We start from the raw sequence: 15,365 nt of genomic DNA, 5'->3' as shown, positions 1-15,365 counted from the left end.
GTGGCTGCTATCAAATCCGCCATCACTACCCGCCGCTTTGACGCGGTCATCGTCGGCGCCGGTGGCTCCGGCATGCGCGCCTCGCTGCAACTGGCCGAAGCCGGCCTGAACGTCGCTGTCCTGTCCAAAGTCTTCCCGACCCGCTCGCACACCGTAGCTGCCCAAGGCGGCATCGGCGCTTCGCTGGGCAACATGTCCGAAGACAACTGGTACTGGCACATGTTCGACACCGTCAAGGGTTCGGACTATCTGGGCGACCAGGACGCCATCGAATTCATGTGCCGCGAAGCACCGAAGGCTGTCTACGAGCTGGAACACTTCGGCATGCCCTTCGACCGCAACCCGGACGGCACCATCTACCAGCGTCCCTTCGGCGGCCACACCGCCAACCTGGGCGAAAAGCCGGTGCAGCGTGCCTGTGCCGCCGCTGACCGTACCGGTCACGCGCTGCTGCACACCCTGTATCAGCGCAACGTGCGCGCCAAGACCCACTTCTTCGTGGAGTGGATGGCGCTGGACGTGATCCGCAACGAAGAGGGCGATGTCCTCGGCGTGGTGGCGCTGGAAATGGAAACCGGCGAAATCATGATGCTGCACGCCAAGACCACCCTGTTCGCCACCGGCGGCGCAGGCCGTATCTGGGCGGCATCGACCAATGCCTTCATCAACACCGGCGACGGCATGGGCATGGCCGCACGTGCCGGCCTGCCGCTGCAGGACATGGAGTTCTGGCAGTTTCACCCGACCGGCGTGGCCGGCGCGGGCGTGCTGATCACTGAAGGCGTGCGCGGCGAAGGCGGCATCCTGATCAACAGCAACGGCGAACGCTTCATGGAGCGCTATGCGCCGACCCTGAAGGATCTGGCACCGCGTGACTTCGTCTCGCGTTCGATGGACCAGGAAATCAAGGAAGGCCGCGGCGTCGGTCCCCACAAGGATCACGTGCTGCTTGATCTGCGCCACATCGGTGCCGACACCATCAAGAAGCGCCTGCCGTCGATTCTGGAAATCGCCCACAAGTTCGCCAACGTCGATGCGACCAAGGAGCCTATCCCTGTCGTGCCGACCATCCACTACCAGATGGGTGGCATCCCCACCAACATCCACGGCCAGGTGGTCGCGCCCAAGGGTGGCTCGATGAAGGAAGTGGTGCAGGGCATGTACGCCATCGGCGAATGCGCCTGCGTCTCGGTGCACGGTGCCAACCGCCTGGGTACCAACTCGCTGCTGGACCTGGTGGTCTTCGGCCGCGCAGCCGGTAACCACATCGTCGGCAGCCGCCTGCAGGACCAGAGCCACAAGCCGATCCCGGCCGGTGCCCTGGACCGCTCGCTGGAACGCATCGCGCACCTGGAAAGCAGCACCGGTTCCGAGCGCGTGCAGGACGTGGCCAACGACATCCGTGCCACCATGCAGAAGTACTGCGGCGTGTTCCGTACCGACGCCCTGCTGCAGGAAGGCTACAAGAAGATCATGGAGCTGGACGAGCGCCGCAAGCACGTCTCCTTCAAGGACAAGTCCAAGGTCTTCAACACCGCCCGTGTGGAAGCGCTGGAACTGGATAACCTTATCGAAACGGCCAAGGCCACCATCACTTCGGCCGCCGCCCGCAAGGAATCGCGCGGCGCCCACGCGCACAGCGATTACGAGCAGCGCGACGATGTGAACTGGCTCAAGCACACGCTGTGGTTCTCCGAGGGGAATCGTCTCGACTACAAGCCGGTCAACATGCAGCCGCTGACCGTCGAGACTTTCAAACCTAAAGCACGTACTTTCTAAGAGGTCGCAACATGACTCGCACCCTGAAATTCAAGATCTATCGTTACGATCCGGACAAGGACGACAAGCCGTACATGCAAGACCTGACGGTGGAACTGAAGCCCACCGACAAGATGCTGCTGGATGCCCTGCAACGCATCAAGTCAGATGTCGACGATTCCCTGGCACTGCGCCGCTCCTGCCGCGAAGGCGTGTGCGGTTCGGACGCCATGAACATCAACGGCAAGAACGGCCTGGCCTGCATCACCAACCTGAACGAACTGACCGAACCCATCGTTCTGAAGCCGCTGCCTGGCCTGCCGGTGATCCGCGACCTGATCGTGGACATGACCAACTTCTTCAAGCAATACGATTCGATCAAGCCCTACCTGATCAACGACAGCATTCCTCCCGAGAAGGAGCGCCTGCAGTCGCCCGAACAGCGTGAAGAGCTCGATGGCGTCTACGAGTGCATCCTGTGCGCCTGCTGCTCGACTTCCTGTCCGTCGTTCTGGTGGAACCCGGACAAGTTCGTCGGCCCGGCCGGCCTGCTGCAAGCCTACCGCTTCATCGCCGACAGCCGCGACGAAGCCACCGGTGCGCGCCTGGACAACCTGGAAGACCCGTATCGCCTGTTCCGTTGCCGTTCCATCATGAACTGCGTCGATGTCTGCCCCAAGGGTCTGAACCCCAACAAGGCCATCGGCAAGATCAAGGAACTGATGGTGCGCCGTTCGGTGTAAGCCGGATCGGTGTGATGCCTGCCAGACCCGCCGTCCATGGCGGGCGGCAGCAAGGGGGAGCAGGGCTGGAAGCGGCTTCCCCGACCGGTTCCTTCGGTTTTGGTCCGGTTGAAGTGAATGGAAAGACTAGAAATGAGCGAGTTCATGACTGAACAGCGTCACCAGGACGATCCGGCCAAGCGGGCGCGACTGCGCTGGCGTGCGCGCCGCGGGCTGCTGGAGAATGATCTGATCCTCACCCGCTATCTGGATGCCAACGAGGCCCAGATGAGCGACGACGAGGTCGATGCCTTCTCGCGCCTGATGGACCTGACCGACAACGACCTGATGGACTTGCTGCTGGCCCGCAAGGAGCCGGAAGCGGCGGTTGACCTGCCCCAAGTGCATGCGTTGCTGAAGAAACTGCGTACTGCCTGACTGTTGCACGAATATTGCGCCTGGCCACAAGCCAGACCGATTTTGCCCGATCGCGGCCTGTTCCCACACGCCACCCGGCGCATCTGAACCACGATGCCGCCCGGCTTGCGGTCGCGGCGTTTGATTAACGGTTTCACCATCCCAGCAAAAGGAAAAGCTATGTCCAATACCGATATCAAAGCTACCCTGTCGTTCTCCGACGGCTCTCCGTCCGTAGATTTTCCTATCTACAAGGGCAGCATCGGCCCTGATGTGATCGATATCCGCAAGCTCTACGGCGCTACCGGCAAGTTCACCTATGACCCGGGCTTCATGTCCACCGCTTCCTGCAACTCGTCCATCACCTACATCGATGGCGACAAGGGCGAACTGCTGTACCGCGGCTACCCGATCGAACAGCTGGCAGTGAACTGCGACTTCCTGGAATCCTGCTACCTGCTGCTGCACGGTGAACTGCCCAACGCCACCCAGAAGGAAGAATTCGTCAAGACCGTGACCCAGCACACCATGGTGCACGAGCAGATGAACTTCTTCTTCCGTGGCTTCCGCCGCGATGCGCACCCGATGGCGGTGCTGACCGGCTCGGTGGGCGCGCTGTCGGCCTTCTACCACGACTCGCTGGACATCTCCAACCCCAACCACCGCGAAGTCTCGGCCATCCGCATGATCGCCAAGCTGCCGACCCTGGTGGCGATGGCCTACAAGTACAGCATCGGCCAGCCTTTCGTGTATCCGCGCAATGACTTGTCCTACACGGCCAACTTCATGCGCATGATGTTCGCCAACCCGTGCGAAGAGTATCAGGTCAATGAAGTCCTGGTGCGCGCACTGGACCGCATCCTGATCCTGCATGCCGACCACGAACAGAACGCCTCGACCTCGACGGTGCGCCTGGCCGGTTCCTCCGGTGCCAACCCGTTCGCATGTATCGCTGCCGGCATCGCCTGCCTGTGGGGTCCTGCCCACGGTGGTGCCAACGAGGCCGCCCTGAACATGCTGGAAGAGATCGGCTCCGTGGACAAGATCCCCGAGTTCATCAAGCAAGTGAAGGACAAGAACTCTGGCGTGAAGCTGATGGGCTTCGGTCACCGCGTCTACAAGAACTACGACCCGCGTGCCAAGCTGATGCGCGAAACCTGCTACGAAGTCCTCAACGAACTGGGCCTGCACGACGACCCGCTGTTCAAGCTGGCCATGGAGCTGGAAAAGATCGCCCTGGAAGACGACTACTTCGTCTCCCGCAAGCTGTACCCGAACGTCGACTTCTACTCCGGCATCGTGCAGCGCGCCCTGGGTATCCCGACCTCGATGTTCACCTGCATCTTCGCCATGGCCCGTACCATCGGCTGGATCGCCCAGTGGAACGAAATGATTTCGGATCCGGAACAGAAGATCGGCCGTCCCCGTCAGCTGTTCGTCGGCTCGCCGCGTCGCGACGTTGCCCCGATCGACAAGCGCTGATCGCCGGATGTTGTCCGTCTGCCTTGTCGGACGGACAACAAAGGCCTCGCCAACGCAGCGTTTCCCGTCTTCCGGGAGTAATCGGAGGAGGGCAGCGAGGCCCGCGCGGCAAGGCTTTGCGGGCGTGCGTTGGCGGGCGGAAACGCCCGTTGCTTCATGTTTCAAATAAAAAAGCGAATCCCTTAGGATTCGCTTTTTTATTTGATATTAGGAGATATAATTCCGATGCGCTGACTGGATGACACACAGAAGTTCAGGTAGACAAGGTCCTTCCCCACAACTTGATGCAATCCGCTAACCGGTCAGGCCGTGTCGCGGAAGGTGTAGAAACCCGCTAATCTCGCGAAGCGCGAAGAAAGGTGAGCAAATGACAAAGCTCTACGAGCAATACAACATCAACTCCTACCTGTTCGGTGGGAATGCTCCGTACATCGAAGAACTGTACGAAGCCTATCTGAACAACCCCGGCTCCGTCCCTGATAACTGGCGTGCTTACTTCGACGCCGTGCAACACGTTCCCGCCACCGACGGCTCCACCCGTCCCGATGTGGCCCACGCTCCGGTGATCGCTTCCTTCGCCGAACGTGCCAAGCAAGGCCCGATCCGCACCGTCATCGCATCCGCCGACTCCGACATGGGCCGCAAGCGCGTCGCTGTCACCCAGCTGATCGCCGGCTACCGTGACCTCGGTTCCCGTTTCGCCAACCTGGACCCGCTGCAACGCCAGGAACGCCCCAACATCCCCGAACTCGATCCCTCCTTCTACGGCTTCACCGATGCCGACATGGACATCGTGTTCAACATCAACAACACCTACTTCGGCCCGGAAACCGCCTCGCTGCGCGACCTGTTGCAGATGCTGCGCGACACCTACACGCGCTCCATCGGTGCCGAGTTCACCTACATCTCCGACATGTCGGAAGTGCGCTGGCTGGAAGAGCGCCTGGAGCCGACCCGTGCCGTGCCCAGCTTCTCCTCCGACAAGAAGAAGCACATCCTGGAGCGCCTGACCGCCGCTGAAGGCCTGGAGCGCTATCTCCACACCAAGTACGTTGGCCAGAAGCGCTTCTCGCTGGAAGGCGGCGAGTCCTTCATCGCCTCCCTGGATGAAACCATCCAGCGCGCCGGTGAAAAGGGTGTGCAGGAAATCGTGATCGGCATGGCCCACCGTGGCCGCCTGAACGTGCTGGTCAACATCCTGGGCAAGACCCCGCAGGAACTGTTCTCCGAATTCGAAGGCCGTCACGCTGACGACCTGCCGGCCGGTGACGTCAAGTACCACCAAGGCTTCTCCTCGGACGTGTCGACCCCTGGCGGTCCGGTCCACCTGTCGCTGGCCTTCAACCCGTCGCACCTGGAAATCGTCAACCCGGTGGTCGAGGGTTCGGTCAAGGCGCGTATGGATCGCCGCGGCGACAAGGATGGTTCGCAAGTGCTGCCGATCCTGGTGCACGGCGATGCCGCCTTCGCCGGCCAAGGCGTGGTGATGGAAACCCTGAACCTGGCACAGACCCGTGGCTACGGCACGGGCGGCACCGTTCACATCGTCATCAACAACCAGATCGGTTTCACCACTTCCGATCCGCGCGACTCCCGTTCGACCCTGTACTGCTCGGACGTGGTCAAGATGATCGAAGCCCCGGTGCTGCACGTCAACGGCGATGATCCGGAAGCCGTCGTGTTCGCCACCCAGATCGCTGTCGACTACCGCATGAAGTTCAAGAAGGACATCGTGGTCGACATCATCTGCTTCCGCAAGCTGGGCCACAACGAGCAAGATACGCCTGCTCTGACCCAGCCGCTGATGTACAAGAAGATCGCCCAGCACCCCGGCACCCGCAAGCTCTACGCCGACAAGCTGGTGACCCAGCAGACCATTGCCGCCGATGGCGGCGAAGAACTGGTCAAGGCTTACCGCGCCGCGATGGACGCCGGCAAGCACGCCATCGACCCGGTGCTGACCAACTTCAAGAGCAAGTACGCCGTCGACTGGCTGCCGTTCCTGAACCGCAAGTGGACCGACGCGGCCGAAACCGCCGTGCCGCTGGCTGAACTGAAGCGCCTGGCTACCAAGATCACCACCGTGCCGGAAGGCTTCAAGGTGCACTCGCTGGTCGAGAAGGTCTTGAACGACCGCGCCGCCATGGGCCGTGGCGAAATGAACCTGGACTGGGGCATGGGTGAACACCTGGCCTACGCCAGCCTGGTTTCCTCCGGCTATGCCGTGCGCCTGACCGGCCAGGATGCCGGCCGTGGCACCTTCACCCACCGTCACGCCGTGCTGCACGACCAGAACCGCGAGCGTTGGGATGCCGGTACCTTCATCCCGCTGCAGAACGTGGCGGAAAACCAGTCCACCTTCACCGTGATCGACTCGGTGCTGTCCGAAGAAGCCGTGCTGGCCTTCGAATACGGCTACTCGACCGCTGAACCGAACACCCTGACCATCTGGGAAGCCCAGTTCGGCGACTTCGCCAACGGTGCCCAGGTCGTCATGGACCAGTTCATCAGCTCCGGCGAAGTGAAGTGGGGCCGTGCCTCGGGCCTGGTGCAGATGCTGCCCCACGGCTACGAAGGCCAGGGTCCGGAGCACTCTTCGGCACGTATCGAGCGTTACCTCCAGCTGTGCGCCGACAACAACATGCAGGTCGTGCAGCCCACTACCGCTGCGCAGATCTTCCACCTGCTGCGTCGCCAGATGATCCGCCTGTTCCGCAAGCCGCTCATCATCATGACGCCGAAGTCGCTGCTGCGTAACAAGGATGCCGGTTCGCCGCTGTCCGACCTGGCCAAGGGTTCGTTCCAGACCGTGATTCCGGAAGTCGATGAAACCATCGACGCCAAGAAGGTCAAGCGCATCGTCGCCTGCTCGGGCAAGGTGTACTACGACCTGGTCAACGCCCGCAAGGAACGTGGCCAGACCGATACCGCCATCATCCGCGTCGAGCAGCTGTATCCGTTCCCGCACAAGGCCTTCGCGGCCGCGTTGAAGCAGTTCCCCAACTTCAACGAACTCGTGTGGGCACAGGACGAGCCGCAGAACCAGGGCGCATGGCTGCAGATCCAGCACAACATCTTCGAGAATCTCTCCGAAGGTCAGAAGCTGGCCTATGCAGGCCGCCCGGCCAGCGCCTCGCCGGCCGTCGGTTACTACGACAAGCACTACGCACAGCAAAAGGCACTGATCGAAACCGCCTTCGCCAAGCTCAAGGGCTTTGTGCTGACCAAGTAATCATCGATGCAAACGGGACGCGCTGCGAGGGCAGTGCGTCCCTGTTTCCATAAGAACGAAATCACCCGAAAATCGGAGAATCCTGAAAATGGCTCAAATCGAAGTAAAAGTCCCGCAGTTGTCGGAATCCGTTGCTGAAGCAACCCTGCTGCAATGGCACAAGAAGGTTGGCGAACCGGTTGCCCGTGACGAAAACCTGATCGACATCGAGACCGACAAGGTCGTGCTGGAACTGCCCTCGCCGGACGCCGGCGTCATCACCCAGATCATCAAGGCTGACGGTGCGACCGTCGTGGCCGGCGAAGTGATCGCCATCCTGGACACCGACGCTTCCGCGCAAGTGGCTCCGACCGAAGTCAAGGCTGCCCCGGCACCGCAAGCGACCAACGAACCGACCCCGGTTGCCGCTCCCGAGCTGGCCTCCAAGGGCGACGTCGCCATGCCCGCCGCTGCCAAGCTGCTGGCCGACAACAACCTGTCGACCTCGCAAGTCACCGGCACCGGCAAGGATGGCCGCGTAACCAAGGGTGATGTGCTGGGTGCCCTGTCGGCCCCCGCCGCTGCCCCTGCTGCCGCCGCCAAGCCGGCCCTGGCGCAAGTTGCTGCCCCGGTCAAGGCCGGCCTGGAAAGCCGTCCGGAACAGCGCGTGCCGATGAGCCGCCTGCGTGCCCGCGTGGCCGAGCGTCTGGTGCAATCGCAATCGACCAACGCCATCCTGACCACCTTCAACGAAATCAACATGCAGCCGGTCATCGACCTGCGCAACAAGTACAAGGACAAGTTCGAGAAGGAACACGGCGTCAAGCTGGGCTTCATGTCCTTCTTCGTCAAGGCGGTCGTGCACGCCCTGAAGAAGTACCCGATCGTCAACGCTTCGGTCGATGGCAATGACATCGTCTACCACGGCTACTTCGACATCGGCGTGGCCGTCGGTTCGCCGCGTGGCCTGGTGGTGCCCATCCTGCGTGATGCGGACCAGATGTCCATCGCTGACATCGAGAAGAAGATCGGTGAATTCGGCCAGAAGGCCAAGGACGGCAAGCTGTCCATCGAAGAACTGTCGGGCGGTACCTTCACCGTCTCCAACGGCGGTACCTTCGGTTCGATGCTGTCGACCCCGATCATCAACCCGCCGCAATCGGCGATCCTGGGCATCCACGCCACCAAGGAACGCGCTGTGGTTGAAAACGGCCAGGTCGTGGTCCGTCCGATCAACTACTTCGCGCTGTCCTATGACCACCGCATCATCGACGGCCGCGAAGCCGTCCTGTCGCTGGTCGCGATCAAGGAAGCCCTCGAAGATCCGGCCCGTCTGCTGCTGGATCTGTAAGCAACCGGCCATCACGGCGTGAGCGAGGCGCTGAACGGCCCCCAGGCATTCAGCGCCTTTTTGCATCCGCTTTGGACGAACAGATCAAAGCGGATGCGCACAACGAATCAGGAATACACACATGAGCAAGAATTTTGACGTAGTCGTCATCGGTGGCGGCCCCGGCGGTTACGTCGCCGCCATCCGCGCAGCGCAACTGGGCTTCAACACCGCCTGCATCGACGAATGGAAGAACGAAAAGGGCGGCCCCGCCCCGGGCGGCACCTGCACCAACGTCGGTTGCATCCCCTCCAAGGCGCTGCTGCAATCGTCCGAACACTATGAACACGCCAACCACGGCTTCGCCGAGCACGGTATCGAAGTCAAGGGCCTGGGCCTGAACCTGGAAAAGATGCTGGGCCGCAAGAACACCGTGGTCAAGCAAAACAACGACGGCATCCTGTACCTGTTCAAGAAGAACAAGGTCACCTTCTTCCACGGCCGTGGCTCCTTCGTCAAGGGCGATGCCAATGGCTACGAGATCAAGGTCGCCGGTGCTGCCGAAGAAACCATCACCGCCAAGCACGTCATCGTTGCTACCGGTTCGAACGCCCGTGCACTGCCGGGCGCCGAGTTCGATGAAAAGCTGATCCTCTCCAACACCGGTGCACTGGCCATCTCCGAAGTGCCGAAGAAGCTGGGCGTGATCGGTGCCGGCGTGATCGGCCTGGAAATGGGTTCGGTCTGGCGTCGCCTGGGCGCGGAAGTGACCGTGCTGGAAGCCCTGCCGACCTTCCTGGGCGCCGTCGATGAACAAATCGCCAAGGAAGCCCAGAAGCTGCTGACCAAGCAGGGCCTGGCGGTGAACCTGGGTGTGAAGATCGGTACCATCAAGGCTGGCAAGAACAGCGTCTCCGTGGAATACACCGATGCCAAGGGCGAAGCCCACACCGGCGAATTCGACAAGCTGATCATCTCGATCGGCCGTACCCCCAACACCATCGGCCTCAACGCCGAAGGCGTCGGCCTGAAGCTGGACGAACGCGGCTTCATCGCCGTGGACGGCGACTGCAAGACCAACCTGCCCAACGTGTGGGCGGTGGGTGACGTGGTGCGTGGTCCGATGCTGGCCCACAAGGCCGAAGAAGAAGGCGTTGCCGTGGCCGAGCGTATCGCCGGCCAGCACGGTCACGTCAACTTCAACACCATTCCCTGGGTCATCTACACCTCGCCGGAAATCGCCTGGGTCGGCAAGACCGAGCAGCAGCTCAAGGCCGAAGGCGTGCAGTACAAGGCTGGTACCTTCCCGTTCCTGGCCAACGGCCGCGCCCGTGCGCTGGGCGATACCTCGGGCATGGTGAAGTTCCTGGCCGATGCCAAGACCGATGAGATCCTGGGCGTGCACATCGTCGGCCCGATGGCTTCCGAGCTGATCTCCGAAGCCGTGGTGGCGATGGAATTCCGTGCGTCGTCGGAAGACATCGCCCGTATCTGCCACGCTCACCCCTCGCTGTCCGAAGCGACCAAGGAAGCGGCCCTGGCCGTGGACAAGCGCGCATTGAACTTCTGATGCGCGATCAGTGCGACAATACGGGTCGCCGACGCCTGGCCAGCCCCTGGGGCTGGCCGCGTCCGAGTTGCCCGCATAGTGCGCATTGAGATGCCAACCCAATGGGCGAGCCTGGCTCGCCCATTGTCGTTTTACAAGACCACACCATGGATGTCCGTCAATTCTACGAACAGTCGCTGTCCCAGCGCGGTTATCAACCTGATGAAGCGCAGTTGCGCGCCATCGAGCGCCTGCAGCGCGCCTATGAGGAATGGGTCGCCTACAAGGCCCAGCGCGCCTCCACCTTCAAGCGCCTGATCAGCCGCCCGGCCGTGCCGCGTGGCGTCTACATGTGGGGCGGGGTAGGGCGCGGCAAGTCCTTCCTGATGGACAGCTTCTATTCCGTGGTGCCGGTGGTGCGCAAGACGCGCCTGCACTTCCACGAATTCATGCGCGATGTGCATCGCCAGCTGGATGAACTGAAGGGAATTTCCGACCCCCTCGATGAAGTCGCCAAGCGCATCGCCAAGAAGTATCGCCTGATCTGTTTCGACGAATTCCACGTCTCCGATATCGCCGATGCGATGATTCTCTACAACCTCTTGAAGGGGCTGTTCGATCACGGCGTATCCTTCGTGATGACCTCCAACTATGAGCCGAGCACGCTCTACCCGGATGGCCTGCACCGCGACCGCATGCTGCCGACCATCGCGCTGCTCAAGGAAAAACTGGACGTCATGAACATCGATGCCGGCATCGACTACCGCAAGCGGGTATTGGAGCAGGTGAAGGTGTACCACACCCCCCTGAACGCCAAGACCGATGAAGCATTGCGCACTGCCTTCGCCTCCGTGGCCGAGGCGGCCGATGAAGACCCGCGCGTACACATCGAGGCCCGCGAAATCCGCGCCCTGCGCCGTGCGGGCAGTGCGATCTGGTTCGACTTCGCCACGCTGTGCGGGGGGCCGCGTTCGCAGAACGATTACCTGGAACTGGCCAGTCGTTTCCAGACCGTGATCCTGTCGGGCATTCCGCGCATGTCGGCGGCCATGTCTTCGGAAGCGCGCCGCTTCACCTGGCTGATCGACGTCTTCTATGACCACAAGGTCAAGCTCATCATGTCGGCCGCGGTGGAGCCGGACGAGCTTTACACCGTCGGCACCCTTTCCAACGAATTCCACCGCACCGTTTCACGTATCATTGAGATGCAGTCGAAGGAATATCTGGATGCGGATCGCCGCTCGATTGCCGACAGCCTCTCCTGAAGAACCCCCTGATGAACAAGAAATCCATGCAAGGTCTTTTTGCCGATGCCAAGTGCGTCACTTCTTCCCTGTGCGGCCTGATGCTGGCCCTGGCTGCCGGTGCCAGCGCGGCGCAGGGGCAGGCGGCGGCCAACGCCGCCTCGGGCGCGCAGCCAGGGCAGCTCCAGTTGCAGGCGCAAGAACAAGCCAACGGCCAGCCGCAGGTCAGCCCGCCCCCGCAGGCGACGCCGGCCGCCCCCGTGCCTTCCATGAGCCGCGAGCGCTTCGATGAATTGGAAGCCCGCAAGCCGATTGGACAGCGTTTCCCGGCCGGCTCCATCAAGTCGGACGAAGCTGCGCAGAAAGCACTGGATGAAGCCGCAGAAGACCGCCAGGTCGCCGAGCTGCGCTATATCCTCGACCAGCGCGCCTGCTATCCCAAGTTCCTGGTAGCGGACTGCCTGGAAGCCGCACGCGACCGCAAACGCATGACCGACAAGGGCATCAAGGCAGTGGAATACGAGGCCAAGGTGTTCCAGCGGCAGGCCGCAGTGGACGACCGCGATCGTTCGCTGGCCGAGCAGCGCGCCAAGGACGAGGAGGATTCTGCCCGCCGCCTGGCCGACCAGAAGCAGAGGGAAGCCGATTCCGCCCGCAAGGTGCAGGAAAGCCGCGCCAAGAACAGCGAAGTCCAGCAGCGTGTCGACCAGAACAAGAACGTACCGGCCGATTACCGTGTGCGCCAGCATGAAGCCGAAGTCCAGCGCAAGCAGGCCGAGGAAGCCGCGCGCGCGCCGTCGCGCGCGGCCAATGCCGCTGAACGCCAGCGCCGCATCCAGGAGGCCGAGGAGCACCGCCTGGAAGTGGAGCGCAAGAAGGCCGAGAACGAGCGTGAACGTGCCGAGCGCAAGCAGAAACAACAGCAGGATCAGCAGCAACAGCAACAACAGCAGCAATCGCAGCAGCCCGCCGCCAAGTAAGGCGCTCTGTCGCTGGCCCCGTCGTCCGCAGGCCCATGCCGATTTGGCGTGTGCCTGCGGGTGCATTACACTAGCAAGCACATCAGCAACCAGCCGCCATCATGACCAGTACGCATCGCGAAGACATCCAGCGCCGCATCATCGAACTCGAAGTCGAGCACCGTGATCTCGATAGCGTGATCGACATGCTCATCCGCGATGCGCGTTCCGAAGACCTGCAACTGCGTCGCCTCAAGAAGCGCAAGCTGCAACTGAAGGACCACATCGCGCTGCTGAAGATGCAGCTGGTCCCCGATATCCCCGCCTGAGCCCCGCTGCGCGCCTGCTGCTGCGGGCGAGCTTCTCGAAGTCCGCGGTCCACTTATCTGTGTCTTTCATGCGAGTCGGGGGTATGCTGCCGACTCCGCGTAAAATAGCGCCTTGTTCCCAATGACGTGCAAGCCGCGCCGGTGTCGCCGATGCCTGCGCCGCACGTGTTTTCCTACAGGTTTGCCGCAGTGACAGCTCCCGAAGCCCCCGCCCACAACGCCGATAGTCGCACCGCTCCCGCCGGGGCAGAGGGCGCTGCACCCGAAGAACCAGGTCTCCATGATGCCGAGGTCGAGCGCCTCTTCGGCGAAGGCGGTCCCCTGGGTGGCGCCGTCGGCAGCTATCGTCCACGTCATGCCCAGACCGAGATGGCCAAGGCCATCGCGCAGGCCATCGCCAACCAGGGCACGCTGATCGCCGAGGCCGGCACCGGTACCGGCAAGACCTTTGCCTACCTGGTGCCGGCGCTGCTGTGGGGCGGCAAGACCATCGTCTCCACCGGCACCAAGACGCTGCAGGACCAGCTCTTCAATCGTGACATCCCTACGGTGCGCAAGGCCTTGCATGCCCCGGTCTCGGTGGCGCTGCTCAAGGGGCGCAGCAATTACGTCTGCCATTTCCACCTGGAGCGCACGCTCCAGAACGGCCGCCTGACCGCGCGCGAGGATGTGGGCTACCTGCGCGAGATCTCGCGCTTCGTCAAATCCACTTCCTCCGGCGACAAGGCTGAGCTGACCAAGGTGCCGGAGACGGCTTCGGTATGGAATCTGGTGACCTCGACCCGCGACACCTGTTTCGGGGCTGAATGCCAGTACTACCAGGATTGCTTCGTCATGAAGGCGCGCAAGGAAGCGCAGCAGGCTGACGTGGTGGTGGTCAACCACCACCTCTTCTTCGCCGATGTGGCCCTGAAGGACACCGGCATTGCCGAACTGCTGCCCTCGGCCAATACCGTCATCTTCGACGAAGCGCACCAGTTGCCGGATACGGCCACGCTGTTCTTCGGCGAGACGATCTCCACATCGCAGATTCTCGAACTCTGCCGCGACGTGCTGGCCGAAGGCCTGTCACACGCCCGTGATGGTGCCGACTGGGCACGGCTGGTGGCGCCGGTCGAACGGGCAGCGCGCGATCTGCGGCTGGCGTTCCCGGAAGAATCGGTGCGCCTGGCCCTGAACCAGATCGCGCCGTCCAGCGCCTTCTTCCCTGCGCTCGATACCCTCAAGGACTGCATGGACGACATGATCGCCGTGCTCGAAAAACAGGCCGAGCGTGCCGAGACCATCGAGCAGTGCCGCGACCGCGCCAATGAATTGCTGCGCCAGCTGGAAAACTGGGGTACACCCGACGAGCTGGCCAAGATCCAGGCCGAAGCCGCCGCCAAAGCAGCGGCCAAGCCCGCCGACAACAAGCGAGCGGGCGAGGGAGAAGAGCAGGAAGAACCACCCGCGCAGAAACCCTTCTACGTGCTCTGGGTGGAAGCCTTCCAGTCCTCGCTGCAGCTGCACCGCACGCCGTTGTCGATTGCCCCTATCTTCAACAAGCAGCGCGAGGGCACGCCGCGTTCATGGATCTTCACGTCGGCTACGCTGGCAGTGAAGAAGGATTTCAATCACTACGCAGCCCAGATGGGCCTGTGGAATGCGCCGGCGCAATCCTGGCCGAGCCCGTTCAATTATCCCGAGCAGGGCCTGCTGTACGTGCCGCAGAACCTGCCGCAGCCCAATTCGTTTGAATACACTGACGCCGTCATCGATGCCGCGTTGCCGACCATCGAGGCCGCCGGTGGCCGCTGCTTCTTCCTGTGCACCACGCTGCGGGCGGTCAATCGTGCCGCCGAGCGGCTGCGTACCGAGTTCGAGGCGCGCGGCCATGATTTCCCGCTGTTCGTGCAGGGCGAAGCGGGGCGTACGGAGTTGCTGGACCGTTTCCGCGCTGCGGGCAATGGGGTGCTGATCGGCAGCCAGAGCTTTTGGGAAGGCGTGGACGTGCGTGGCGACACACTGTCGCTGGTCATCATCGACAAGCTCCCGTTCTCGCCACCGGATGACCCGGTGCTGGCAGCCCGTATCAGTGAAATGGAAAAACAGGGCCTGAACGGTTTCGTGCACCATCAGCTGCCGGCGGCCATCATCAACCTCAAGCAGGGTGCCGGACGCCTGATTCGTGACGAGGGCGACCGCGGCGTGCTGATGATCTGCGATCCGCGCATCATCACCAAGAATTACGGCCGCCGCATCTGGCAGAGCCTGCCGCCTTTCAAGCGCACGCGCGAGCTGGAGGTGGTGCAAGCCTTCTTCCGCGAGCAGGATGCGCGCCGCGCCGCTGCCGCGGCCGGCGAGGACGCTGCTGCGCAAAGCTGA

The 15,365-nt window shown here is 62.4% G+C and carries 11 protein-coding genes; all 11 read left to right on the top strand.

The genetic code is table 11. The features are described from left to right. The 11 genes from sdhA to ACLRDN_RS15745 all read left to right on the top strand — a co-directional run bounded on the left by sdhA (position 1) and on the right by ACLRDN_RS15745 (position 15,365). A complete protein-coding gene (gene sdhA / locus ACLRDN_RS15795; RefSeq protein ID WP_413457056.1) occupies positions 1 to 1,779 on the top strand; it encodes a succinate dehydrogenase flavoprotein subunit in 1,779 nt (592 codons plus the stop codon). 11 nt (positions 1,780 to 1,790) lie between these two features. Beyond that, positions 1,791 to 2,501 carry a succinate dehydrogenase iron-sulfur subunit gene (locus ACLRDN_RS15790; RefSeq protein ID WP_006463281.1) on the top strand — a complete coding sequence of 237 codons (711 nt, stop codon included), beginning with the start codon at positions 1,791 to 1,793 and terminating at the stop codon, positions 2,499 to 2,501. A 132-nt stretch (positions 2,502 to 2,633) separates the two neighbouring features. Then, positions 2,634 to 2,918, top strand: a complete 285-nt coding sequence (locus ACLRDN_RS15785) for a succinate dehydrogenase assembly factor 2 (RefSeq protein WP_008329929.1) — start codon at positions 2,634 to 2,636, stop codon at positions 2,916 to 2,918. 159 nt (positions 2,919 to 3,077) lie between these two features. Continuing rightward, positions 3,078 to 4,379: a citrate synthase gene (gene gltA, locus ACLRDN_RS15780; protein WP_413457055.1), complete on the top strand. Its 1,302-nt coding sequence runs from the start codon at positions 3,078 to 3,080 to the stop codon at positions 4,377 to 4,379. 367 nt (positions 4,380 to 4,746) lie between these two features. After that, positions 4,747 to 7,611, top strand: coding sequence for a 2-oxoglutarate dehydrogenase E1 component (locus tag ACLRDN_RS15775; RefSeq protein WP_413457054.1), 2,865 nt, complete (start codon positions 4,747 to 4,749; stop codon positions 7,609 to 7,611). An 88-nt stretch (positions 7,612 to 7,699) separates the two neighbouring features. Then, complete coding sequence (odhB, locus tag ACLRDN_RS15770; protein WP_017451791.1) at positions 7,700 to 8,941, top strand: 2-oxoglutarate dehydrogenase complex dihydrolipoyllysine-residue succinyltransferase; 1,242 nt, start codon at positions 7,700 to 7,702, stop codon at positions 8,939 to 8,941. A gap of 121 nt (positions 8,942 to 9,062) precedes the next feature. Continuing rightward, positions 9,063 to 10,490, top strand: a complete 1,428-nt coding sequence (lpdA, locus tag ACLRDN_RS15765) for a dihydrolipoyl dehydrogenase (RefSeq protein ID WP_413457053.1) — start codon at positions 9,063 to 9,065, stop codon at positions 10,488 to 10,490. Between the two features lie 146 nt (positions 10,491 to 10,636). Next, positions 10,637 to 11,734: a cell division protein ZapE gene (gene zapE / locus ACLRDN_RS15760; RefSeq protein ID WP_413457052.1), complete on the top strand. Its 1,098-nt coding sequence runs from the start codon at positions 10,637 to 10,639 to the stop codon at positions 11,732 to 11,734. 11 nt (positions 11,735 to 11,745) lie between these two features. Next, positions 11,746 to 12,693 (top strand): hypothetical protein, encoded by a 948-nt coding sequence (locus ACLRDN_RS15755; protein ID WP_413457051.1) that lies wholly within the window; start codon positions 11,746 to 11,748, stop codon positions 12,691 to 12,693. Between the two features lie 101 nt (positions 12,694 to 12,794). Next, positions 12,795 to 13,001 (top strand): YdcH family protein, encoded by a 207-nt coding sequence (locus ACLRDN_RS15750; RefSeq protein WP_006463294.1) that lies wholly within the window; start codon positions 12,795 to 12,797, stop codon positions 12,999 to 13,001. A gap of 150 nt (positions 13,002 to 13,151) precedes the next feature. Further along, positions 13,152 to 15,365: an ATP-dependent DNA helicase gene (locus tag ACLRDN_RS15745; RefSeq protein ID WP_413457050.1), complete on the top strand. Its 2,214-nt coding sequence runs from the start codon at positions 13,152 to 13,154 to the stop codon at positions 15,363 to 15,365.

Source organism: Herbaspirillum huttiense (assembly GCF_047300815.1).
Taxonomy (GTDB): Bacteria; Pseudomonadota; Gammaproteobacteria; order Burkholderiales; family Burkholderiaceae_D; genus Herbaspirillum; species Herbaspirillum huttiense_A.
This window is presented reverse-complemented; position numbering and strand designations above follow the sequence as displayed.

What these genes read in the sequence shown, in the direction of transcription:
- ACLRDN_RS15790 (WP_006463281.1), top strand. Translation starts at nt 1,791, where the DNA reads ATGACTCGCACCCTGAAATTCAAGATCTATCGTTACGATCCGGACAAG.
- ACLRDN_RS15785 (WP_008329929.1), top strand. Translation starts at nt 2,634, where the DNA reads ATGAGCGAGTTCATGACTGAACAGCGTCACCAGGACGATCCGGCCAAG.
- gltA (WP_413457055.1), top strand. Translation starts at nt 3,078, where the DNA reads ATGTCCAATACCGATATCAAAGCTACCCTGTCGTTCTCCGACGGCTCT.
- ACLRDN_RS15775 (WP_413457054.1), top strand. Translation starts at nt 4,747, where the DNA reads ATGACAAAGCTCTACGAGCAATACAACATCAACTCCTACCTGTTCGGT.
- odhB (WP_017451791.1), top strand. Translation starts at nt 7,700, where the DNA reads ATGGCTCAAATCGAAGTAAAAGTCCCGCAGTTGTCGGAATCCGTTGCT.
- lpdA (WP_413457053.1), top strand. Translation starts at nt 9,063, where the DNA reads ATGAGCAAGAATTTTGACGTAGTCGTCATCGGTGGCGGCCCCGGCGGT.
- zapE (WP_413457052.1), top strand. Translation starts at nt 10,637, where the DNA reads ATGGATGTCCGTCAATTCTACGAACAGTCGCTGTCCCAGCGCGGTTAT.
- ACLRDN_RS15755 (WP_413457051.1), top strand. Translation starts at nt 11,746, where the DNA reads ATGAACAAGAAATCCATGCAAGGTCTTTTTGCCGATGCCAAGTGCGTC.
- ACLRDN_RS15750 (WP_006463294.1), top strand. Translation starts at nt 12,795, where the DNA reads ATGACCAGTACGCATCGCGAAGACATCCAGCGCCGCATCATCGAACTC.
- ACLRDN_RS15745 (WP_413457050.1), top strand. Translation starts at nt 13,152, where the DNA reads ATGCCTGCGCCGCACGTGTTTTCCTACAGGTTTGCCGCAGTGACAGCT.